At 67.7% G+C, this 21,759-nt stretch carries 21 protein-coding genes; 5 read left to right on the top strand and 16 right to left on the bottom strand.

What is annotated here, in order from left to right; all coding sequences use genetic code 11:
• From E1263_RS44215 to E1263_RS11180, 4 genes are all read right to left on the bottom strand, one after another.
• A partial coding sequence (locus tag E1263_RS44215) for a Maf family nucleotide pyrophosphatase (protein WP_132167163.1) occupies positions 1-1,137 on the bottom strand: 1,137 nt, incomplete at its 3' end.
• Complete coding sequence (locus E1263_RS11190; protein ID WP_238161176.1) at positions 1,134-2,819, bottom strand: DUF885 domain-containing protein; 1,686 nt, start codon at positions 2,817-2,819, stop codon at positions 1,134-1,136. The genes E1263_RS44215 and E1263_RS11190, both read right to left, overlap by 4 nt.
• Before the next feature lie 47 nt (positions 2,820-2,866).
• The gene (locus E1263_RS11185) at positions 2,867-3,196 is read right to left on the bottom strand and encodes an MmcQ/YjbR family DNA-binding protein (protein WP_132167162.1); all 330 of its coding nucleotides are present in this window, start codon (positions 3,194-3,196) and stop codon (positions 2,867-2,869) included.
• 16 nt (positions 3,197-3,212) lie between these two features.
• The gene (locus tag E1263_RS11180; protein WP_132167161.1) at positions 3,213-4,637 is read right to left on the bottom strand and encodes a DHA2 family efflux MFS transporter permease subunit; all 1,425 of its coding nucleotides are present in this window, start codon (positions 4,635-4,637) and stop codon (positions 3,213-3,215) included.
• 199 nt (positions 4,638-4,836) lie between these two features.
• On the opposite strand from E1263_RS11180, the gene E1263_RS11175 reads away from it, so the two are divergent.
• Together E1263_RS11175 and E1263_RS11170 are read left to right on the top strand one after the other, a co-directional pair.
• A complete protein-coding gene (locus E1263_RS11175; protein ID WP_132167160.1) occupies positions 4,837-6,441 on the top strand; it encodes a peptidoglycan-binding protein in 1,605 nt (534 codons plus the stop codon).
• Between the two features lie 64 nt (positions 6,442-6,505).
• Positions 6,506-7,054 (top strand): TetR/AcrR family transcriptional regulator, encoded by a 549-nt coding sequence (locus tag E1263_RS11170; protein ID WP_132167159.1) that lies wholly within the window; start codon positions 6,506-6,508, stop codon positions 7,052-7,054.
• Positions 7,055-7,071: 17 nt separating this feature from the next.
• On the opposite strand, the gene E1263_RS11165 is transcribed toward E1263_RS11170, so the two are convergent.
• The 7 genes from E1263_RS11165 to E1263_RS11135 form a co-directional block, all read right to left on the bottom strand.
• Complete coding sequence (locus E1263_RS11165; RefSeq protein WP_132167158.1) at positions 7,072-7,620, bottom strand: hypothetical protein; 549 nt, start codon at positions 7,618-7,620, stop codon at positions 7,072-7,074.
• Positions 7,617-8,945, bottom strand: a complete 1,329-nt coding sequence (locus E1263_RS11160; RefSeq protein ID WP_132167157.1) for a DUF58 domain-containing protein — start codon at positions 8,943-8,945, stop codon at positions 7,617-7,619. The genes E1263_RS11165 and E1263_RS11160 overlap by 4 nt, the downstream gene beginning before the upstream one ends.
• Positions 8,946-8,973: 28 nt before the next feature.
• Positions 8,974-9,984 carry an AAA family ATPase gene (locus E1263_RS11155; protein ID WP_202868824.1) on the bottom strand — a complete coding sequence of 337 codons (1,011 nt, stop codon included), beginning with the start codon at positions 9,982-9,984 and terminating at the stop codon, positions 8,974-8,976.
• Between the two features lie 6 nt (positions 9,985-9,990).
• The gene (locus E1263_RS11150; protein ID WP_238161175.1) at positions 9,991-10,578 is read right to left on the bottom strand and encodes a hypothetical protein; all 588 of its coding nucleotides are present in this window, start codon (positions 10,576-10,578) and stop codon (positions 9,991-9,993) included.
• The gene (locus E1263_RS11145) at positions 10,575-11,342 is read right to left on the bottom strand and encodes a DUF4129 domain-containing protein (RefSeq protein WP_238161174.1); all 768 of its coding nucleotides are present in this window, start codon (positions 11,340-11,342) and stop codon (positions 10,575-10,577) included. Before E1263_RS11145 ends, E1263_RS11150 begins: the two co-directional genes overlap by 4 nt.
• Positions 11,343-11,508: 166 nt before the next feature.
• The gene (locus E1263_RS11140; RefSeq protein ID WP_132167156.1) at positions 11,509-12,924 is read right to left on the bottom strand and encodes a proprotein convertase P-domain-containing protein; all 1,416 of its coding nucleotides are present in this window, start codon (positions 12,922-12,924) and stop codon (positions 11,509-11,511) included.
• 119 nt (positions 12,925-13,043) lie between these two features.
• On the bottom strand, positions 13,044-13,928 hold the full coding sequence (locus E1263_RS11135) for a helix-turn-helix domain-containing protein (protein WP_238161173.1): 885 nt from the start codon (positions 13,926-13,928) through the stop codon (positions 13,044-13,046).
• Between the two features lie 170 nt (positions 13,929-14,098).
• Between E1263_RS11135 and E1263_RS11130 the strand changes: the two genes are divergently transcribed.
• Positions 14,099-15,178: a CobW family GTP-binding protein gene (locus E1263_RS11130; RefSeq protein WP_132167155.1), complete on the top strand. Its 1,080-nt coding sequence runs from the start codon at positions 14,099-14,101 to the stop codon at positions 15,176-15,178.
• Here E1263_RS11130 and E1263_RS11125 read toward each other — a convergent pair.
• The 4 genes from E1263_RS11125 to E1263_RS11110 are packed head-to-tail and all read right to left on the bottom strand — an operon-like array spanning position 15,167 to position 19,372.
• Positions 15,167-15,850: a maleylpyruvate isomerase N-terminal domain-containing protein gene (locus E1263_RS11125; RefSeq protein ID WP_132167154.1), complete on the bottom strand. Its 684-nt coding sequence runs from the start codon at positions 15,848-15,850 to the stop codon at positions 15,167-15,169. The two genes, E1263_RS11130 and E1263_RS11125, sit on opposite strands and share 12 nt — an antisense overlap.
• A gap of 58 nt (positions 15,851-15,908) precedes the next feature.
• Complete coding sequence (locus tag E1263_RS11120; RefSeq protein WP_238161172.1) at positions 15,909-16,661, bottom strand: HpcH/HpaI aldolase family protein; 753 nt, start codon at positions 16,659-16,661, stop codon at positions 15,909-15,911.
• 10 nt (positions 16,662-16,671) lie between these two features.
• On the bottom strand, positions 16,672-18,201 hold the full coding sequence (locus E1263_RS11115; RefSeq protein WP_132167152.1) for an acyl-CoA carboxylase subunit beta: 1,530 nt from the start codon (positions 18,199-18,201) through the stop codon (positions 16,672-16,674).
• 7 nt (positions 18,202-18,208) lie between these two features.
• The gene (locus tag E1263_RS11110; protein ID WP_132167151.1) at positions 18,209-19,372 is read right to left on the bottom strand and encodes an acyl-CoA dehydrogenase family protein; all 1,164 of its coding nucleotides are present in this window, start codon (positions 19,370-19,372) and stop codon (positions 18,209-18,211) included.
• A gap of 68 nt (positions 19,373-19,440) precedes the next feature.
• Here E1263_RS11110 and E1263_RS11105 point away from each other — a divergent pair, with 68 nt between their 5' ends.
• Positions 19,441-19,830 (top strand): MerR family transcriptional regulator, encoded by a 390-nt coding sequence (locus E1263_RS11105; protein WP_238161171.1) that lies wholly within the window; start codon positions 19,441-19,443, stop codon positions 19,828-19,830.
• Positions 19,831-20,039: 209 nt separating this feature from the next.
• Positions 20,040-20,879: an NAD(P)H-binding protein gene (locus tag E1263_RS11100; protein ID WP_132167149.1), complete on the top strand. Its 840-nt coding sequence runs from the start codon at positions 20,040-20,042 to the stop codon at positions 20,877-20,879.
• Here the strand turns inward: E1263_RS11100 and E1263_RS11095 are convergent.
• Entirely contained in the window at positions 20,864-21,604 is a 741-nt protein-coding gene (locus tag E1263_RS11095; protein WP_132167148.1) for a helix-turn-helix domain-containing protein, read from the bottom strand. The genes E1263_RS11100 and E1263_RS11095 overlap by 16 nt on opposite strands.
• Between the last annotated feature and the right edge of the window lie 155 nt (positions 21,605-21,759).

Here is a 21,759-nt window from a genome sequence, read left to right as displayed (position 1 = left end):
GGTGGGGCCGGGGAAGCTTGTTGCGCCGTCGAGGACCAGGCCGTGGACGGCGGCTTCGGCGACTAGTTGGGTGAGCGCGTCCGGGGCGCGGGTCGAGTTCGGTTCGCGGCCTTCGGCGTAGCGGGTGGCGTCGTTCTTCTCGGTGGTGGTGAGGAAGACGCCGCCTGGGCGGAGGACGCGGGCGACCTCGGCCAGGATCGGGGTGCTGTCGTCGAGCAGGTGCAGGAGCCAGATCGCGATGACAGCATCGGTACGGCGATCTGCGACCGGGAGCCGGGTTGCGTCGGCGGCCGCGACGTGGCCGGGGAGGCGGACCTTGGCGTGCTGCAGCATCGCCGTGGAGAGGTCGAACCCGTGCACGAGGTTGCCTAGAGCAACCAGCTCGGCGCTGACGATGCCAGTACCGACTGCCAACTCCAGCACGCGCCGCGAGCCCTCCGGCAGCAGCGACTGAACCGCGTGCGCAGCCGCTTGGGCGCGCTCCACGCCACCGCGGCTGTCGTCGTACCGCGCGGCCTCGGACTCGTTGTAATCAACGCGATTCTTGACCGGCGCCCACAATGACGGCCAGGCGATCCCGACCTGGGCGAGCATGGTGCGCAGCAACGGCAGCGAGAGGCCGACGACGTTGTGATAGTCACCCTCGATACCGGTGACGAAGGGTCCACCGATGCCGTCGACGGTGAAGGAGCCCGCGACGACAAGCGGTTCGCCGGTGGCGACGTATGCGTCGATCTCGTCGTCGGTCAGGTCGGCGAAATAGACCTTGGTGGAGGCCAGTTCGCGCAGCTCCTGCTTGGAGTTGGTGTCGAAAAGGCAGTGCCCGGTGTGCAGTACGCCGGACTTCCCGCGCATCGCGCGCCATCGCTCGCGCGCGACCTCCGGCGTACCGGGTTTGCCGTAGGCGACGCCGTCGATCTCCAGCACCGAATCGCAGCCGAGCACAGTCGCGTGATCGTCGAGCTCGGCCACCACGGCGCGCGCCTTCATGACAGCGAGCAGACGGGCCAGCTCGCCCGGGCTGTCGGCGGTGATGTTGTCCTCGTCGACACCGGAGACGATGACCTCCGGCTCGATCCCCGCGCTCCGGAGGGTCTGCAGGCGCGCCGGTGATTGCGACGCGAGCACGAACCTCACAGCTTCGCCAGGGCGCGACGCAGCGGGTCGAGACCGATCGAGCCGAGGTTCAGCGCGTCGGAGTGGAACTGGCGCAGATCGAACGCGGATCCCTTGCGCTGCTTGGCTTCCTCACGCGCCTGCAGCCAGAACCGCTCGCCCACCTTGTACGACGGGGCCTGCCCCGGCCAGCCGAGGTACCGATTCAGCTCGGCCTTGAGGAACTCGCTCTCCAGCCCGCTGTGCGCCTTCAGGAACTCGAACCCGAGCTCGGCGTTCCAGCGCTCACCCGGCCGCCAGCCGAACGGGTTGTCGCGCGGGACCTCCAGCTCGAGGTGCATGCCGATGTCGACGATCACGCGCGCGGCCCGGAAGCCCTGCGCGTCCAGCATGCCGAAGCGGGCGCCCGGCTCCTCGAGGTAACCCAGCTCCTCCATCAGGCGCTCGGCATACAGCGCCCAGCCCTCGCCGTGGCCGGAGACCCAGCAGGCGATCCGCTGCCAGCGGTTCAGCAGGTCGGTGCGCAGAATCGTCTGCGCCACCTGAAGGTGATGACCCGGGACGCCTTCGTGGTAGACGGTGGTGACCTCACGCCAGCCTGCGAACTCCTCGACGCCGTTCGGCACCGCCCACCACATCCGGCCCGGCCGGGTGGTCAGGTCCTCACTCGGCTGGGTGTAGTAGATCGCCCCGTCCGAGGTCGGTGCGATCATGCACTCGAGGGTGCGGATCGACTCCGGGATGTCGAAGTGCTTGCCGGCCAGCTCCGAGACGGCCTGGTCGGACATCTCCTGCATCCAGTCCCGGAACGCTTCCTTGCCGTGGATCTTGCGGGCCGGGTCCGCGTCGAGCAGCGCTGCCGTCGCCTGGATATTGCGGTCGCCGCCGTTCAGGTCGGCCGCGATCTTCCCCATCTCGCCCTCGATGCGGGCCAGCTCCTGCCAGCCCCAGGCGTAGGTCTCGTCGAGGTCGACGGTCGCGCCGAGGAAGTTCCGCGAGGCGAGCTGGTAGACCTCGCGGCCACACGCATCCCGCTCCGACGCCCGCGGCGCCACCTCGGCGGTGAGCCAACTGCCGAACTCCGCGAACGCCTTCCGCGCCGCCTCCGCGGCCCTCGCCACACTCGGCTTGACCGGGCTCTCGGGCGCCTGGTTGGCCAGACCGCCGAAGAAGTCGTCACCGGCCGGGTCGGTCCAAATGGCGATCTTGCCGGCGATGTCGAGCACCTGACGCCGCGCCGAGACCCGCCCCTGACCAGCCTGGTCGAGCAGCGTCTCGCGGTACCCGTCGAGCGCCGTACCGACGAGGTTGAGCCGGATCGCGATCCGCTCCCAGTCGTCGTTGGTTGCCGTCGGCATCAGGTCGAAAACCTGCCGGAGATTCGCGGGGACCGACGAGATCGCGTTCAGCTGGTGCTGCGGAACGCCCGCCTCGTAGGTCTCCCGCTCGAGGCCGAGCCGCTCGACGAACGCATCCTTGGCGACCTCTTCGCGCGGGCTGGCCGGCTCGATCACCGCGGCCTGCGCCAGCGTCCGCCGGGTCAGCTCCAGTACGGCGTCGAACCCGGCCGGGGTGTAGTCCGGCAGCTCGTGCTCGTGGCCCTCGACGCCGAAGAACGTCGCCTCGGTCGGATTGAGGGTGATGAACTCCTCGAGATAACTCTCGGAGAGCTTGTCGATCGGGCTGTCGGTCGCGTCAGTCACCTGCCCGACCTTACCTGGGAGCCGGACCCCGATCCTGCAGTTTTCCCTTAACCGGCATCAAGTTCCGGTGGAGCAACCTGGCGCCAGGAATCGAGCAGGATGTCGCGGAGCTCGGCGTCATCCTCAAGCAGGGCGAGGCGGGCCCGAACCCAGTTCGAACCCGCCTCATGCTTTGGCACCCAGAACTTGTCCGGCTCGGCCAGGATCAGCTCGTCCCGCTCCAGCCGGGGACACCGCACCGCGAACGACGTCTGGTCGTCCGGCACCGTCACGAACATCCGCCCACCCACATCGAACGTCGGGTGCCCCCACCGCTTCTTCTCCCGGGTCTCCGGGAGAGACAGCGCGATCCGTCGTACGTCGTCAGCGTCAAGCACGCTGCCAACCTTAGAGTCAGCTACGGACAGCCTTGCGCTTGCCGGGGAGCAGCAGGCTGGCAGCCGCACCGACCGCGACCACAGCCGCTCCCGTCCAGACCGCCGGGACCAGGCCGTCGACGTACAGGTCCGGAGTCTCGTACGAGCCGGCCGAGGCGAAGACGGAGACCAGTACGGCGATGCCCATCGCGACGCCGATCTCGCGGATCGTGCTGTTGGCACCGGAGGCGACGCCGCGATCCGCATCGGTCATCTCCGTCATCATGACGGCCGCCAGCGGCGCGAACGTGAGTCCCATCCCGATCCCGCCCAGGATGAAGGGGATGAGGAACTGACCGAAGGTGACCTCGGCGGTGGTGACGAGCGCCATCCAGGACAGCGCGATCACCAGCAGCACCTGACCGGTCGTGACCAGCACCCGCGGTCCGACCCGATCGACGATCAGCCCGGCGATCGGCGCGACCACCATCGGCGCCATCGTCCACGGCATTGTGCGGATGCCGGACTCCAGCGGGCTGTAGTGCTGGACGACCTGGAAGAACTGCGACAGCAGGAACACCGATCCGAAGACGCCGAGCGAGAACGTGAACCACACGACGTTCACCACGCTGAAGGAGCGGATCTTGTACAGCCGCAGCGGCAGCATCGGCGTAGCGGTCCGGCGTTCCCAGCCGATGAATGCGGCGAGCAAGACCACGCCGGCGATCAACGAGGTCAGCACGCCGCCTGAAGTCCAACCGTCGTCGGCGCCGTTCACGACGCCCCAGACGATCGCCAGCACACCCACGCTCGCCAGGCCCAGTCCAGGCAGGTCGAGCCGCTGCTTAATCCCGTGCGACTCCTTGAGCACCCGGGCAGCCAGCACGATGGCGACGACGCCGATCGGCACGTTCAGCCAGAAGATCCACTGCCAGTTGAGGCCTTCGACCACGGCTCCACCAACCACCGGGCCAACGGCAACCCCGAGGCCGGAGATCCCACCCCAGATACCGATGGCAGCACTGCGCTGCCGCTCGGGCACCGCACTGGCGAGCAGGGTCAGCGCCAGCGGCATCACCGCGGCGGCGCCGACGCCTTGGATCGCACGGGCGCCGATCAGCATCCACGGCTCGGTGACCAGTGCGCAGGCCGCGGAGGCGAGCGTGAACAGCGCGATGCCGGCCAGGAAGAGGCGTCTCCGACCAAGGCGGTCGCCCAGCGCGGCCGCGGTCAGCAGCAGCGCGGCGAAGGCCAGCGTGTACGCATTCACGAACCACTGCAGGTCGGTCAGGGACGCATTGAGCTCGGTCCTGATCACCGGCAGCGCGTTCGTCACGACCAGGTTGTCCAGCGTGACCATGAAGGTCGGGATTCCGACTGCGGCCAGGATCGCGCCCAGTCCGTAGCGCCGGCCTGGCGCTGCGGCGACCGGGGCCTGCCCATCGAGAGCGGTCGACGTCATCTGCAACTCCTAGTTGTAATTCACTGATAACAAGCTCGATCACCAAAGTATGCATTGACTGATAACTTGTCAACCCAGCCTTTCCGGCTCCCGAGTTCCGCCTGGCGGGAATTTGTTCCGAATGTTCTGGTAAGCGCTTGCCAAGGCGAGGAGCGGACCGCATCATGGGCAGCCTGATCCGCCATCAGGAAGGTTTTCGATGACGAACCTCTTCAGTCGCCGCAGCGTGCTCGGAGCCGGAGGAGCAGTGGTCGGCGCGGCCGCCCTTGGCTCCCTCGGGCTCAGTCAGGCCGCCGTTGCGTCGACCGCCCGCACCCACTGGCAGTCCGAGCGGGTCCGCTACGACTCCAGGCTCCGGCTGGTCTACACCGCCGATGCCGAGGGCAACCGGATCCCCGACTTCAGCCACGCGGGCTACAAGAACGGCGACAGCCCGATCCCGCACATCCGGACCGTCAAGACGGTGAAGCCCATCGCCGGCGACAACACCGCGCACCTGCAGGCCGCGATCGACGAGGTCGGGCTGCGCACTCCGGACAAGAACGGCGTCCGCGGCGCGCTACTGCTTGCCCCCGGCAACTATGAGGTTGCGGGGACGCTCCGGGTGAACAAATCCGGCGTCGTACTGCGCGGCTCCGGCGACGGCGCCGATCCGGCCAAGAACACGGTCATCCTGGCGACCGGCAACACCCCGGTCGCGCGCGATGTCGTCGTACTGGGTGGTTCCGTGGCGACCGGCTGGCGCGGCGAGGTTGCGGGGACGCGGACCGACATCACCAGCGACTGGGTCCAGGTCGGCGCACGGTCGTTCGAGGTCGCCGACGCGAGCGCACTGAAGCGTGGCGACAACATCATCCTGATTCACCCGTGCACCGAGGCCTGGCTGGCTGCGGTCGATCACGGCGGTACGGCGGCCGACGCGGGCTGGGTTGTCGACAGCCAGCCGATCACGTACAACCGCTTCATCCGGTCGATCCGCGGCAACACCGTGACCGTTGACGTCCCGATCTTCGAGCACTTGCGCCGGGAGCGGTCGCAGTCTTCCTTGTACGTCTGGGATCGCGCCGGCCTGGTGACCGGCGTCGGCGTGGAGAGCCTGCGGATCGACATCCAGTTCGCGGGTGATCCCGATGTCGACGAGGCGCACGCTTGGGTCGGTGTGAAGGTGCGCCAGGTCGAGGATGCCTGGGTGCGCGACAGCACGTTCCTGCACTTCGCGAAGGCCGGCGTCGAGACCACCGAGGCCACGCGGGTCACCGTGCGGAACTGCCGCGCGCTCGATCCGGCGTCGGTCGTCACCGGCGGCCTGCGCTACAACTTCAACGCCGAGTCGTTCTCCCAGCAGGTCCTGTTCGTGGACTGCTATGCCAGCAAGGCGCGGCACGCCTTCATCTCGAACGGCGCGAGCAGTGCTTCGGGCATCGTCTTCCTCCGCGGTACGTCGGAGGGCGCGCTCGCGTCGAGTGAGGGCCACCGCCGGTGGAGCCAGGGACTGCTCTGGGACAACCACCGCGATATCGCGCCGAAGGTCGATTTGACGCTGGGGATCTACAACCGTGGCGACTACGGCACCGGCCACGGCTGGGCGACCTCGCACTCGGTTGGCTGGAACTGCGACACCGGGACGGCCAGGTTGGTGGTCCAGAAGCCGCCGACGGCACAGAACTATGCGATCGGTGGACGCGGGGTGATCACCGGCGATGGGCCGTTTGCCCAGCCTGCGGGCTACATCGAGGGGGCGAACCGACCAGGTTTGGTGCCGCAGTCGCTCTACCAGGCGCAGTATCTCGACCGACATCACTGAGATGTTGTATGCATCGACTGATAACATACTGAGTGAGTGATCGTGAGCTGTGACGGAGGACCGGATGACGAGGGTACGGCTGACCGCCGCCGAGCGCGGCGAGGAGGTGCTGCAGGCTGCTGTGCTGGCCTTCGGCGCCTCGGGCTACGAGGGCACGAAGACGGATGAGATCGCGCGCCTCGCGGGCGTCTCCCAGCCCTACGTCATCCGGTTGTTCGGCACGAAACAAGAGCTCTTCCTGGCCTCGGTCCGGTATGTCTGCAGCCGGATCGAGGAAGTTTTCCGCGAGGCTGCCGCCGAGTCTCCTGACCTGGCCAGCCTGGGCCGTGGCTATGAGCGGCTGTCAGAGGAGCGTGCGCTGCTGCTTGTTCTCCTGCAGGGTTTCTCCGCCAGCAACAACCCGGCCATCGGCGAGTGCACCCGCGAAGGCTTCGGCAGCATCTACCGCCTGATTCGCGAACTGACCGGCGCCACTCCCCAGGAGGCCCGCGAGTTCCTGAGCATCGGCATGCTGCTCACTGTCATGACCGCCATGCAGGTGATGGGCCCGGAGGCTCATCCTGCGGAGTGGGCCGACGAGATCACGGCGACCCTCACCAACCATCAGGACTAGCGCCAGTCAGTTGCTGTTCAGTCGCGGCCGACGCGTTGGCCGGCCGCGAACCACACCGTGACGGTGGCCAGCACCAGCGCGCCGACTGTCACCAGCAGCGAGCCCGGCACGTCCGCGCCCCGCACCAGCGCGGCCGCCAGCGCAATCACCGGCGCGGCCAGTACGGCGATCGCCCCTGGCAGCACCCATCTTCGGAGCGCTCGCCCCTCGATCCGCACGTACGACGGTAGTTGGGCAGCGAACGCGGTCGCGAGGTGCAACACCACTACCGCCATCGCCGTCACCACCAGCTCCCAGCTGATCTCGGCCGGAGCCCGCACCAGCCACCCAATCGTCACGGTCAGCAGGAAGACGACTCCCGCCAGCGAATCCGGCAGCAGAACAGTTGCCAATAGCAACGGAGCCGCCAGCATCGGCACCAGATCCAGCTGATCCCAACCAGCCATTCCCGGCACCACAACCGCCACCACCCCGGCCACCGCGATCACAGCCCGAGCGACCAGCACCCCACGCCCGATATCCCGCAACTGTGCGAGCCACAGCGTCACTCGCTCTGCGCCAGTCATGAGCGCATCCGGGGAGCGGAGGCTAGGCGGGAGGCGTCGCGGAGGACTTCGTCGAGGGTGCCGGAGCCGCGCCAGGGGACGGTGGGGACACCGAGGTCGCCGAGGCGGTCGAGCTCGCGGCGACGTTCGAGGAGGCGCAGACGCCAGGCGAGCGGCCAGGCGCGTTTGTCGTGTTCGTCGGCGTCGATGAGTGAGGTGATGTCGGGCGGCAGCGTGTCCACGGCGATGACTGTGCAGCCGGAGTGCACGAGGGTGACGACGTAGCCGAGGATCATCGGACGGAGCAACGGGCTCAGGACCAGGACGAGGCTGTCCGACCTGATGCGATTCCGCTGGGCCAGTTGATCCTGATCGGGCTGCCGACCACGACGATCCGCGTGCACAAGCGCATCGAGGATGCGCCGCAGGTGACCGCGCCCGCTCCCGGACCGCACGCCGCGCACCAGATTCCCGGTGTCGACCAGCCGAACCCGGTCGCCGTGCCGCAAGTAGTGCTCGGCGATCGAAGCAGCAGCCCGCACACCGGTGTCCAGACTGCTCGACCGGCCGTCGATCCCTTCGCTGACTCCGATCTCGCCGCCGGTGTCGAGCAGGATCACCACCTCGGTATCGCGATCCGACCAGGTCGAGGTGACATGCAGCTCGCTGGTCCGCGCGGAGACCGACCAGTTGATCCGCCGCAACCGGTCACCGGTCCGGAACGTCCGCACACCCGCCAGTTCTGTCCCCTCCCCCGGCCGTCGCGACCGATGCAACCCGACCAGTCCAGCCGGCCGCGGCATCGCATCCACCGCCTCGAAACCTTCCCGCAACGGCAGTGTCGTCACACTGGAAGCCCCCAGCGACGGCACCGGGATCCGGTAGGACCCCAACACCGACGTCGCCACAACGGTCGGCCGCTCCAAAGTCCGCAACCCCCACCGCTTGGCCCGGACTCCGACCTCCAACGCCACCGCATCAGGCGCGTCCTCGGACGCATCCGGCAAAATCCGCACCGGCTCGGCGACGGCCGCCTGCCGAGGTGAGTAGTCGAACCACCGCGACCGCGGCAACGCCGCCACGATCAGGTCGATATCCGGATCCACCGTCCCCGGAACCCGCAACCGGTACGTCGTCGCTTGTCCCTCGAACAACACATCCGCATCCAGCTCGGTCTGCACCTGAGGCACTTCGCGCGGCCGGAAGTACCGCCCCCAGACCGCAACGAACGCCAGCGGCAGCCCGAGCACAGCAGCATCCGGCCGCCGCGCCAGCACGGCAATGAGCAGCAACGCCGCAGCGACGACGAGCACGCGCACATGTGCGTGCGTCGGTTGCCACCTCATGACCTGACTCCCCCGGACATGAGGCGTCTCAACGACTAGCGCCGGCAACGGTGGGCGGCGTCGGAACGGCACCCAGCACGGCCCGGACCACGGTCGCCCCCGTCACGTCATGCAGCCACAACTCCGGCCGAACCGTGATCCGGTGCGCCAAAGCCGGCACCGCAACCGCCTTCACATCCTCCGGTACGACGTAGTCGCGACCCTTGATCACCGCGTACGCCCGAGCAGTCAGCAGCAGCGCCAGCGAGCCACGCGGTGATGCACCAACCAGCACCTGCGAATCACGCCGGGTCGCCGAGGCCAGGTCGACGCAGTACTGCCCGACAGTGTCGTCGACGGTCACCGTCTCGACCGCCTGCTGGGCGGCGAGCAGACCGGCCGCATCAGTGACCGCTTCGACCTTCTGGTCCTCGGTCCGGCGGCTCATCCGGCGACGAAGGACTTCCCACTCCTCGGCCGCGGTCGGATACCCGAACCCGATCCGCAGCATGAAGCGGTCGAGCTGCGCCTCGGGCAGCGGATAGGTGCCCTCGTACTCCACCGGGTTCGCCGTGGCCAGGACGTGGAACGGAACCGGCAGCGGGAAGGTCTGGCCCTCGACCGTCACCTGGTGCTCCTGCATCGACTCCAGCAGGGCGGCCTGGGTCTTGGGTGGCGTCCGGTTGATCTCATCCGCCAGCAGCAGTCCGGTGAAGATCGGTCCCGGCCGGAAGACGAACTCCGAGTTCTTCTGGTCGTAGACGAACGCACCGGTTACATCGGACGGCAGGAGGTCTGGTGTGAACTGCACGCGCCGGAACTCCAGACCGAGCGCCTGCGCGAACGACCTCGCCGCCAGCGTCTTGGCCAGCCCCGGATAGTCCTCGAGCAGGACATGCCCACCGGCCAGGATCCCCGCGAGTACGAGCTCGAGCGCCTCGCTCTTACCGACGACGGCCTGGCCGACCCGATCCAGCACCCGCCGGCTCAGGTCGGAGACCTCGGCCAGCCTCAGCGCCGGGGAGCTGACGTCAGCGGGTCGGATGTCGGAGTCGGTCACAGTTCCTCACAGGTTCTCGATGGTCTGGATCGCGGCCTCGATCTCGGCGAGACTCGCAACGCGCTTGTCGTCGGAGGTGATCAGATCCCAGACCTGGTCGCCGACGAAGGCCCGGGCGCGCTCCGGCTCGAGCTCGGGATCGATGCCGTGCCGATGCACGAGCCGGTCGATGGTCAGCTCCAGCAGCATCGGCTGGATCCGGCGCGCGAACGTGCGGGAGCCTTCGCCCTCGCGGCGCTCCCGGCTCGACTCCTGTAACCAGGTCGCGATGAACTGGGTGCGGTTGTCGTTGCTCTGTGCCCGCGCCGCCGCGAGCTGCTCGTCATGCCGGGCCGGCCAGTTCGTCTCGAGCAACTGCGGAACGAGCTGCCGCAGCGCCACCGACCCGAAGCCGACGGCGAGTGCCGTCGCCACGAACCACAGCGGCCGCGGCGCCATCCCAGCCGCGCCGAACGCGCCGACCAGCAGCAGGCTCGCGAGCACAGTCAGCCCGACATGCTGCACGAGCACCCTGTTCAGCCGCATCGACCGAACCTTCGGCTTCTCACCACGCCGCTCGTCGTCCTCCAACGGCGTCCACCGGTACGACGTCATGCGCCCACCCCACCATTCGGCGGAGCCGGGTTGTCCGGGGCTGCGGCCCCGGCGCTCACCCGTCCACCGGCCTGAGCCGCGGCCAGGTCGTCACGCAGCCGGAGTAACGCCGCTCGCGCCTCGGCTCGGGAAGACTCACCAGAACCATGGGTCGAGTACCGAGCCTCACGGTACAACTCGCCGAGCCGGACCAGCTCCGGCTCCGAAATCCCACCCACGCCGAGCACGCGCACGGTGAACTCGGCCGGCGTCTCGGACGCCTCCCGCGCTACGCCCGCCGATGCTGCTGCCTGCTCCAACGCGACCCAGCAGGCGATGACCGCATCGGTCGGGCGACCGGAATCGATCGCGGCCAAGCCGCTATCCACGGCCTCTGCAAGCTTCTCCGCCGCAATCCGCTCCCAATCCGGGTCGGACTCCGTGACGGTCGGCAGCTGAACCCGGCGAACGATGCGGTAGATCAGCAGCCCGAGGAACACCCCCAACGCTGCCAGCACCAGCCAGAACAACGATTGAAAGAGCCCCGCGACCCAGCCCGGCATCTGCCGTTCCTTCTGCGGCGCACCCTCGCGTTGCGAGAAGGTCGGCATCGTCGGCGCCGTCGAGCTCCGAGTCACCACCGGCGCAGGCTTCGGCGACAGCGTGCTCTCGCTGACCGGCCGCACCGAGCCACCCGCCGACGCAAGCACGACGAACCCGGCGCCGGCGATCCCGAGGATCAGCACGACGACCAGCGCCCAGCTCCCGCGACGGTGCGTCAACATGCTGGGCAGGCTAGCCGATGAAAAGCGCTTACCAAGACGGATTTCACCTTTGTGCCAGAAGAGTGCGCACTGAGTTCCTGATGAGTGCGTACTCGGTTCCTGCTACCCCGTGGCAGGAACCGGCCGCCCGAGCCACACTCCCGGGCGACCGGCGGATTATGACCTGCTAGACCGTGATCGACCAGCCCGTCAGGGTGCCGGTGTCACCCGGGCCGTTGTCGCCGATACGGAGGGTCCAGGTCCCGGTCGCGTTCTCGTCGGCAGCGACGTCGTACGTCTTGCTGGCCGGCAGTGCGTGGCAGCTGGAGCCGCCGCTGCGCTGCAGGTAGTACCAGCGGCCGCTCGGGGAGACCAGGCTGATGTTGAGGTCCTCGAGGCAGGTGTGGTTGCCCTCGACCTTCACCTTGACCGGAGCCTTGGTGCGGCCGGTCGTGGTCGACTTGACCGTGCTGACGGCCGTCTGGAAGTCGCGGATCGGGTAGTCGGTGCCGTTGGTGAAGGTCCGCTCACCCGGCTCGGGGTCGCCGGGATCGCCGGGATCGCCGGTACCGGTGAGCAGCGTCAGGTTCCACTTGGCCAGCGCCTCGGAGACCGGCTGGAAGATCGAGTTGTCCTGATCGCCGGTCTGGCAGGTCGAGTTGCCACCGGAGTGCAGACCAACGGCCTTGTCGCCGCGCAGCCACGCACCGCCGGAGTCGCCACCCTCGGAACAGGCCGACGTCGTGGTCAGCCCCTCCACCACAGTCGAGCCGTAGTCGATGGTCTGGTTGACCGCACTGACCTTGCCGCACTCCCAGTTCGGGGCAGTGTTGCCGGAGTGACAGACGTTGTCGCCGACGATCGCCTCAGCCGCACCAGTCACGGTGACGGCAGGTGAGCCCCAGGTGTTGACGTTCGGGGAGGTCGTCCAGCCGGCCTCGGTGACCGACACGACGCCCATGTCACCTTCGCGTGCGTTCACGCTGCGAGTGCCACCGACATTCGACGTACCGAGCTTGTTGCTCTGACCGCTCGCGCCGTACGCCGCCTGGTTCGCGTCGTTGGTGCAGTGGCCTGCGGTCACGAAGTACTTGTTGCTCTGGGCATCTGTTGCCGGGAAGCCGACGGAGCAGTTGGACTCGCTGCCCGGCCACCACGGGTCGCCCGGGTTGACCTCGCCGGCCTGCTGAACGAACGTCGTCGCCACCGATTCGACGCGGACGCCATCCAGGCCGCGGAAAGCCGCACTGCCGCCACGCGCCTTGACCACGACCTGGTTCGTCACCGGGTCGATACCCCAGCTCCGCAGGTTGTTCTGGCTGCGGGCAATCTGGTCGACCTGGGCCAGCAGGCCATCCAGCTGCTGCTGCGTCCGGGCGACGGTCTTCGGTGTTGCACCGGCTGCACGGGCCTGTGCTGCGGCGGCATCGCTGGTCACGGCGACGAACAGGTGACCGCTCTCGATCCACCGACCGGACTGTCCGGCGCCGGCCGGGAGCTGGGCCGAGACCTGGTGTGGTTCCGGCGTCGCAGCGTTCGACGGCGCCGGGAGAGCGATCAAGCTGCCACTCAGCAGCAGGATCGCAGGGACTGTCCTTCGCATGGTGCACTCCTCAGATTGGGACGGTGCACCCGAACCTAGGAGCGTGACGTGGCGGTGAAAATTGGCAGAACACCTTTCACAGTTAAGACTCCGGCCTTAACAGTTCAACTCCGCACAGTTCACTCCCACTCCCAGCGGAAACCCAGCCGGCCAGGTCCGAAGTTCAGTACGACGTCATGCACCTCGGGCGCGACGTCGACGAGCCGGCTCTGCTCCGCACCCTCGTCCAGCTGCGAGAACGCCGTACAGGTGGCGGGGAGTACATCCGGGTCGAAGCAGATCTCCAGTACGAACTCACGCACCGGCAACCGGAACTTGCGCTCGTAGTTCGTGGCCGGCGGATACGGCGCCACGTTCACCAGCTCGTGCTCCGTGATCACCGTCTCGCCCTTGCGGAGTGGACGGTCGAATAGCAGCTCCGCAACGAGCAGTCCGTCCTCAGGACGCCGTACCGTCCGGCCAAGTGAGCAGTGCCGCAGCGGCCAGATGTCAGGCAGCGGGCGGTCATGCTCGTCCAGATGCATGATCACCACCCACCGGTCCGGCCCGTCCGCCTCCGCACGCAGCACCTGCCGCGAGTGATACGAGCGCTCACCACCGTCGGCACCGATGAACACCCTGTCGTGCTGGCTGATGCGCGTCAGCCTTTCGTCCCAACGGATGTCCACCTCGCTGACCGCTGCCTCCACAGCGCTGGGCCGTGGCCAGTACGCCGCTACGTCCGGCCGATCAGGCACAGTGCTTAGCCACCGACCACGCGGGCGCGGTGGGCCGAGCGACGTGGACAGAGTGCCGGAGGGAAGATCCAGCACCTCTTCCAGCAGCGCAACGGCCGCCAGCGAGTCCCTGCGTTCCGGACGCGACCGACCGGATTGCCAGTAGCTCAGGGTGGCCATGCTGACCGACACCCCTTGCACCATCAGCCGCTCACGGATCCGCTCCAGACCGAGGCCACGCGCTTGAATCGCTGCGCGCAGCACGTCGGCAAACTCGCGCTCGCCCATGCTTGCGACCTTAGGCACGACGGGCTCCGCTGACCAGAGCATGGATGCTTAACTGTTAACACCCTTCCGGAGGCGATTTCGCGCAGACGCGGGAAATTTCCCATGCTGGCGGGAAAGTTCACCCACCCCAGCTCTGGACTGATGAAAATCGTTTTCATATACTCGTGATCATGACCGCCCAACCGAAGACTCCCTTGTCCCTGCTGGCCGGGTTGTCCACGACGCTCCGGCAGCCCGTCCTCGACGCCATGCTGGATGCGACCACGGTGGCTGTGGTGGTCGACCAGGACGAACTTGCCGGCCGCGGCGTGCTCACCTGGCGTGTGCTCGACGCGTCCGGCCCGATCGACGCCGGTGAGTTCACCGTCGGCGACGACTGCGGCGCCTGCCAACTGATCGAGTCCCTGATGCCACTGCTGGAGACGCTGGTCTCCCGGCAGCACTGGGACCACATCGTGCTGTCTGCTCCGCCTGCCATGGAGGCGCGCCCGCTGGCGTCCACCTTGGTCGCGCTACTGCCGGAGATCACCGTTGACACGGTCACGTGCGTAGTCGACGCCGTACTGCTGGTGGAGCAGCTCTCAGGCGACGAACTGCTCGACGAGCGTGGTCTCGCGCTCGGACTGCCGGATCGACGCAACGTGGCTGAGCTGACTGCTCGCCAGATCGAGTACGCCGATGTCTGCGTGCTGGCCAACGCCCACCGCAGCAAGGCTCCGGAACGGCTGCACAACCTGCTGCTGCACCTGAACCCGCGGACCACGGTGGTCGCGGCGGACCCGGCCGGCGTACCAGCTGGAGCTGTTGCCCGGACCGGCCTATTCAACTTCGCGGCGGCCGAGGCGTGGGCCGGCGACCTCGCCGCATCCGATCAGGTGCAGCCGAGCGGTGACGGGGTGACGACTGTGCTCTGGCGGTCTACTCGGCCGCTGCACCCGGCCCGGTTGAACGAAGCACTCGAAGACATCGTCGAAGACGTCGTACGGAGTCGCGGTGTGGTGTGGCTGGCGAACCGGCCGACGCAGCGCGTGCGTTGGGAGTCTGCGGGCTACAGCGCGTCGCTCGGCACGCTGGGCGAGTGGTCGGACACTGAGCACCTGGCTGAGTGCACTGTGGTTGCCACTGGCATGGGCCTCGACCCGGCGAGATTGCAGTCGATTCTCGACGCCTGCCTGCTCACTGAGTCCGAGCTAGCCAGTCTGGACTGGAAGGAGCTCGACGACCCGTTCGCCGGAGTCCTACCCCAGTAGCGGCAAGCGCTCGGCATGCGCGCCCAGCATGTCGAGATCGGCGTCGTCGAGCGGCACCCGGCCAGTGCCCTTGAGCACGTACGTCGTGGTGTCCCACTTGATCACGTCCCACGCGGCGGGGCCGAATAGTCCATCCAGGGTGCGCACGGTGAGGCGTAGCGCTTCGGGGTCGGGCTCTGGCGCGTTCGGGAGGTTCAGCGTCAGATCGAGGTGGTGCACAGTCGCCTCCAGCACCAGGGTCGCAACAAAGTCCTTCACCGCCAGCACATGCCCCTGTGTCTCCACCCGCCCCTCGGCACGAGCCGCAGCCCGTACGGCGGCCTCCGACACCTCACGCCAGTGCTGCACCAACACACCGGGTTTCCGGTACGCCGCCGCAACGCCCAGCGCGAAGTGGGTGTCGCCGGAGGAGCCCGGTGGGAAGTCACGCCAGTAGCTGACGAAGTCCCGGTTGGGCTCCGCCACGGCCGGGCTGGCAAACGCGATCAGAGCGCGCTGAGCGTCGTACAGGAGATGGACCAGCAGCGGTCCGACCGCCAGGCCTGAACATCTGGTCTCGCGACCGAAGTCAGCGGTGCTCAGCCCCTGCACGGTCTCCGTGATCCGCCCATAGGCCCGCTCCAGCGTGCCAGCCACTCCGCGCGGCAAGGCACCTCGCTCGGGTGCTCTCATCCGGGCCTCCTCGGTGTCGCTTCTTCCGACGTTAACCCCGAGAGGCCGCTATGTGTTCCTAGCTGCGCGCAACTCGGAGGTGCTCGACGGCGGCGGCCTCTAGGTGACTGAGGTCGGAGGAGACCGTGGCGAAGGTAAAGCCCTGCTCCAAGCGCAGTCTGGCGCTGGAGCCGTCCGGTGTGTGCATGCCGACCGCCAGTCCGGCTTCTGTTGCGGTCTTGATGATCAGTGCGATCCCCTCCTCCAGCGCACCGGCGGTCTCCGGGTCACCTGGGTAGCGAGCGCCGAGAGCCAGGGCCAGGTCGGACGGACCGACGTACAGGCCGTCCAGTCCGGGGGTTGCGCAGATCTCGGCGACATTCTCGAGCGCCTGCGCGGTCTCGATCATCGCGATGACCACAGTGAGCTTGTTGTTCTCGGCCGGCACCGGATGCACCCGTAGCTCAGCACGCGCCGGCCCGAAGGAGCGGTGACCGAGCGGCGGGTACTTGACCGCCCGGACCGCTCGGGCCACGTCCTCGGCCGTATCGATCAGCGGAATGATCACACCGATCGCACCTGCGTCGAGAGCGCGCCCGATCGGCGTCGGGTTGTTCGCCTCCACCCGCACCAGCCCGGCTGCCCCGCGACCGGCGTCGATCGCGAGCAGCCCGTTCACCATGCCCTGGTATCCGAACAGACCGTGCTGAGCGTCCAGCACCACGTAGTCGTAGTCCAGGCGAGCAATCCGCTCGGTAGCGGGTGGCGCATCCAGCGTCACCCAGTACCCGACCAGCTGCTCACGATTGCGAAGACGCTCTGCGAAGGTCACGCCGTACAGCTTAGACAGGCGGTACTCCGTGACGCTTGGTCGAGAAGTGACGGTCCTTGGACTGGGCTGCGGCGAGCCTGGCGATCAGGTCGTTGCGGAGGTCCTCCGGCTCGACGATCGCGTCGATCACCAGGTCGGCGGCCAGGCGCAGGATGTCGATATCGGTCTCGTACTCCTCGCGGAGCTTGGAGACGTACTCGACCCGCTCGGTCTCGTCGGCGATCTCCTGGATCTTGTTGTAGTAGACGGCATTGATCGCCGCCTCCGGACCCATCACCGCGATCTTCGCGGTCGGCAGCGCGATACACGCATCCGGCGAGAAGCCCGGACCACACATCGCGTACAGACCGGCGCCGTACGCCTTGCGCACGATCACCGAGACCGTCGGGACGGTCGCCTCCGACACCGCGGTGATCATCTTCGCGCCGTGCCGGATGATGCCGGCCCGCTCGACCTCGCTGCCGATCATGAACCCCGGCACATCGCAGAGATAGATGAGCGGGATGTTGAACGCGTCGCACAACCAGATGAACCGGGCCGACTTGTCCGCCGAGTCGACGAACAGTACGCCGCCCTTCACCGCAGGCTGATTCGCGACGAACCCGACCACCTGGCCGGCCAGCAGGGCGAACCCGACCACGAGCTCCGGCGCATACGACGGCTTGATTTCGAAGAACGTGTCCGCGTCCGCGATCGCGTCGATCACGTCGTGGATGTCGAACCCGACACTCTCCTCGACCGGCACCAGGTCCCGGGTGAAATCACGGCCTGCGGGAGAGGCGTCGTACGAGGGCGGCCGAGCGCGCCACGAGCCCGGAACGTACGAGAAGTATTGCTTGGCCAGCTCGATCGCCTCGGTGTCGTCGGCCGCAAGCAGATCGCCGCAGCCGGAGACGCTGGTGTGCATCCGGGCGCCGCCCATCTCCTCCAGCGTCACCTTCTCGCCGACGACCATCTCGGCCATCCGCGGTGAGCCCAGGTACATCGAGGCATTGCCGTCGACCATGATCACGAGATCGCAGAACGCCGGGATGTACGCACCGCCGGCCGCAGACGGGCCGAACAGGCAGCAGATCTGCGGCACCTTGCCGGACAGCGCGACCTGGTTGTGGAAGATCCGCCCAGCGCCGCGACGGCCCGGGAAGAGCTGCACCTGGTCGGTGATCCGGGCGCCCGCGGAGTCGATCAGCCAGAAGATCGGCAGCTCGTCGCGCAGCGCCACCTCGGTCATCCGGACGATCTTCTCGACCGTCCGGGCACCCCACGACCCTGCCTTGACGGTCGGGTCGTTCGCCACGATCAGCGCCGGCCGGCCGTCGACCAGCGCGCGGCCGGTGACCACGCCGTCAGCCGGAAGCCCGGCGTTCAGCGCGTTCGCCAGCTGCGCCTCCTCGACGAAGCTGCCCTCGTCGACGAGCAGGGCGATCCGGTCGCGGACATAGAGCTTGTTCTGCTTGTCCAGCTTTGCTTTGGCTTTTTCGGGCGGTGCCAGCGTCGCTTCGCGGGCAGCCTTGAACTCAGTCCAGTGATCCCGGGTCATGTGGCCATCATTCCACTGGGAGGCCGAGGCCTCGGGCGATCAGCATCCGCTGCACTTCCGACGTACCTTCACCGATCTCGAGGATCTTCGCGTCGCGGTAGAAACGCGTGACCGGGTACTCCTCCATGAAGCCGTAGCCGCCGAAGACCTGCGTCGCGATCCGCGTCGCGGTCACGGCAGACTCGCTCGCGTACAGCTTCGCCACCGACGCGGCCTGCTTGAAGTCGGCCACCGAGGCGCCCGCATCCTTCAACGCCGCCGCCTTGTAGACCAGCATCTCGGCCGCGTCCGCCATCACCTTCAGGTCGGCGATCTGGAACGCGACCCCCTGCTTACGACCGATCGGACCACCGAACGTCTGCCGCTCACCGGCGTACTGAACGGACATGTCCAGACAGGCCCGGATGCAGCCGAGCGCGACCGCGGCAATCGCCACGCGACCGTCGTCCAGCGTCGCCAGGAACTGCGCAAACCCCTTGCCGCGCTGTCCCAGCAGGTTGGCCTCAGGCACCCGTACGTCGCTCAACGCCAGCGGGTGCGTGTCGCTCGCATGCCACCCGAGCTTGTCGTACGCCGGCTCTGCGACGAACCCCGGCGTCCCGGTCGGGACGATGATCGTGGAGATCTCCGGCTTGCCGTTCTCCCGCGTCCCCGTCCGCGCGGTCACCGTCACGCACGACGTGATCGCGGAGCCCGAGTTCGTGATGAACTGCTTCGACCCGTCAATCACCCATTGGCCGCCTTCGAGCTTGGCGCGCGTCTTGGTCGCACCTGCATCCGACCCCGCATCAGCCTCGGTCAGCCCGAACCCGGCCAGCTTCTCGCCCGCGACCAGCTCCGGCAGCCACCGCTGCTTCTGCTCGTCGGTCCCGTACGTCAGGATCGGGTTGATCCCGAGCCCGACCCCGGCCTCCAGCGTGATCCCCATCGACTGGTCGACCTTCGAGATCTCCTCGATCGCCACACACAGGCTCGTGAAGTCGCCGCCAGAACCGCCGTACTCCTCCGGCGCGGTCAGCCCGAACAGCCCGAGCTTGCCCATCTTCTGCACAACCTCCACCGGGAAGTAGTGCTTGCGGTCCCACTCCGCCGCGTGCGGCGCAATCTCCGCCTCGGCGAAGTCGCGCACACTGCGCCGGAACTCGCGGTGCTCCTCGGACAGCTCGAACATTCCCAGCTCCTCTGTGCTTGACGCTTACGTAAACGTAAAGCACAGTGGGCCAGGTGCACAATATCCGGGTGCCCGCCGATACATGGACGATCGCCGAACTCGCCGCCGAGTACGCCGTCACCCTGCGCACGATCCGCTTCTACGAGGACCGCGGCCTCCTCACCCCCGAACGCCGCGGCACCGTCCGCCTCTACCACCCCCGCGACCGCGTCCGCCTCGGCCTCATCCTCCGCGGCAAACGCCTGGGCTTCTCCCTCGACGAAATCGCCACCATCGTCGACATGTACGACGCCGAACCCGGTGAGGCCGGCCAGCTCGAGTACCTCCTGGCCCAAATAGCCACCCGCCGAGCCGACCTCGAACAACGCCGCCAAGACCTCGAACAAACCCTCGCCGACCTGGCCGAGGTAGAAGCCCGCTGCCAAGCCGACCTCAAGGCCCTCCGCAACCGCACCTAGCCGCAGCCGTCGCCGGCACCATCCAACGCCTCCGCGACGATCTCCTCCGCGCCCTGGCCTGGCACAAAACCAGGCCCTTGGTGGAAACAAATACGCGCCCAGCGCCGAAGAGTTACCACTCAGTGCGTGGAGCTCACTTGAGAACCAGCAGCCCCGGTACTGCCGATTTCTCCAAGCCGTGGGCGCCACCACCCGGTCAGGGTGGGGGCATGATTCTTGTTACCGGAGCAACCGGCACCATTGGCAGCGAAGTGCTGCGACAACTCCTTGCGGCCGGCTGGCCCGTCCGTGCTCTGACCCGCAGCCCGGAAAAACTTGCCGGTACGGCGGCCGACGTCGTACAGGGAGATTTCGACGACCCCGACTCGCTTGCTCGCGCCATGGATGGCGTCGAGGCGGTCTTCTTGCTCACTGTGGCGCGGCCGCCGAGTGCCCGGCACGACGAGACGCTTCTGAAGGTTGCCGGGGACGCCACGATCGTCAAGCTCTCTGGGATCGGCGCGGGTGAGGTGTTCGACGGCGGCACGGTCGGCCACTGGAACCTCGCCGCCGAGCAGGTCATCAAGGAACGTAACGGGCGCTGGACCATCCTGCGGCCGTCGAGTTTTGCGACGAATGTACTCACCGCCGACGGACAGCCTGTGATCAATCCGACCGGGGATGCACAGCAAGGCGTGATCGACCCGCACGACATCGCCGCCGTCGCCGTCCAGGCCTTGACTCGGTCCGGCCACGATGGGCAGACCTACACCCTGACCGGCCCGGAGCTACTCTCCGTGCCGCAGCAGGTGTCTCAGCTGAGCGAGATCTCGGGGCGGCCCGTCCCGATGCTCGACGTCGAGCCGGCCGAGCTTGCCCGCCAGTTGGCCGAGTACGGCGAAGATCCTGCATCGATCGAGGCGATGCTGAGGGGGATCGGCTTCGCGCGGGCGGGGCGCAATGCAGTGCTGACCGATGACGTCGAACGGGTGCTCGGACGGCCCGCGGGCAGCTTCGCCAACTGGGCCCGTCGGCACTTCCCCGAGCCGTCCGGTCAGACCGGCGACTGACAGGCGGTTGCCGCCGGCATCTTTCCTTGGGCGAATGCGGCCGGCGGCACGCCCCTGAATATCTTGAACTCCGCGGTCAGGTGGGCCTGGTCGTAGTACCCGGCCTCCAGCGCGACCTGGGCGAGCGGCTGTTGCTCGGCCCGGTCGATCACGGTCCGGACCCGGTAGATCCGGGCGAACTGCTTCGGAGAAATCCCGAGTGTGCCGACGAAGACCGTCCTCAGTTGGCGCTCGCTGAGATGCACGCGCTGGGCCACTTCCGCCACCTTCATGCCATTGGCGAGCATTCTGGTCGCACGCCGTACGAGCGTGGTCCGGTCCGTGCGCGCATCCACAGACAAGGCTGCCAGCAGCGTCTGCGGACCTTCGGCCATCAATCGGCGGGCGACCCGATCACCGGTTACCGCCGCCAGCGGCACCGCTTGGTCGACCAACTCGGAGGCCGCGCCGCCGAGCAGGCCCTGGACCGCCTCGGTCTTCAGCCGCAGCTTGAGCCACGACCGTCCTGGTGCGGCGGCGTGATAGACCGCGCGGGTTCGCGCACCCATCACGACCAGGGCGTCGGCAGAGAACCCTTCGTCGAGCCGAAGCGCCAACGTCACCGCATGATCGGGCCCTTCGAGAACAACCTGTCCACTGTCGCGGAGGTCTCCCTTGACCATGCTCTCGATCGCCCCGCGTGCGCCCCTGGGCACCGTCAGCGGAAGTTCTCGATGGATGATCACCTGATCACTCTAGGCGGCGGACGCGGCCGGGCATCCCGAAGAGGCAACAGGTTGTCGGCGCGCAGCGTGGTAGTCGCAGTACCTGACTCGTGGCGAGCGAATTTGGCAGACTCGATGCGCGACCTGAGGTACCGAGACCGACCGCGCTTCTGTGC

It is taken from the genome of Kribbella antibiotica (assembly GCF_004349055.1).
Classification (GTDB): Bacteria; Actinomycetota; Actinomycetes; order Propionibacteriales; family Kribbellaceae; genus Kribbella; species Kribbella antibiotica.
Note: the sequence above shows the minus strand (reverse complement) of the source record. Positions and strands in the feature narration are given on the sequence as shown.

Excerpts from the sequence above, each read along its gene's own strand:
- E1263_RS11180 (WP_132167161.1), bottom strand. The coding sequence starts at position 4,637 with ATGACGTCGACCGCTCTCGATGGGCAGGCCCCGGTCGCCGCAGCGCCA.
- E1263_RS11175 (WP_132167160.1), top strand. The coding sequence starts at position 4,837 with ATGACGAACCTCTTCAGTCGCCGCAGCGTGCTCGGAGCCGGAGGAGCA.
- E1263_RS11170 (WP_132167159.1), top strand. The coding sequence starts at position 6,506 with ATGACGAGGGTACGGCTGACCGCCGCCGAGCGCGGCGAGGAGGTGCTG.
- E1263_RS11165 (WP_132167158.1), bottom strand. The coding sequence starts at position 7,620 with ATGACTGGCGCAGAGCGAGTGACGCTGTGGCTCGCACAGTTGCGGGAT.
- E1263_RS11160 (WP_132167157.1), bottom strand. The coding sequence starts at position 8,945 with ATGAGGTGGCAACCGACGCACGCACATGTGCGCGTGCTCGTCGTCGCT.
- E1263_RS11150 (WP_238161175.1), bottom strand. The coding sequence starts at position 10,578 with ATGACGTCGTACCGGTGGACGCCGTTGGAGGACGACGAGCGGCGTGGT.
- E1263_RS11145 (WP_238161174.1), bottom strand. The coding sequence starts at position 11,342 with ATGTTGACGCACCGTCGCGGGAGCTGGGCGCTGGTCGTCGTGCTGATC.
- E1263_RS11140 (WP_132167156.1), bottom strand. The coding sequence starts at position 12,924 with ATGCGAAGGACAGTCCCTGCGATCCTGCTGCTGAGTGGCAGCTTGATC.
- E1263_RS11135 (WP_238161173.1), bottom strand. The coding sequence starts at position 13,928 with ATGGGCGAGCGCGAGTTTGCCGACGTGCTGCGCGCAGCGATTCAAGCG.
- E1263_RS11130 (WP_132167155.1), top strand. The coding sequence starts at position 14,099 with ATGACCGCCCAACCGAAGACTCCCTTGTCCCTGCTGGCCGGGTTGTCC.
- E1263_RS11125 (WP_132167154.1), bottom strand. The coding sequence starts at position 15,850 with ATGAGAGCACCCGAGCGAGGTGCCTTGCCGCGCGGAGTGGCTGGCACG.
- E1263_RS11115 (WP_132167152.1), bottom strand. The coding sequence starts at position 18,201 with ATGACCCGGGATCACTGGACTGAGTTCAAGGCTGCCCGCGAAGCGACG.
- E1263_RS11110 (WP_132167151.1), bottom strand. The coding sequence starts at position 19,372 with ATGTTCGAGCTGTCCGAGGAGCACCGCGAGTTCCGGCGCAGTGTGCGC.
- E1263_RS11100 (WP_132167149.1), top strand. The coding sequence starts at position 20,040 with ATGATTCTTGTTACCGGAGCAACCGGCACCATTGGCAGCGAAGTGCTG.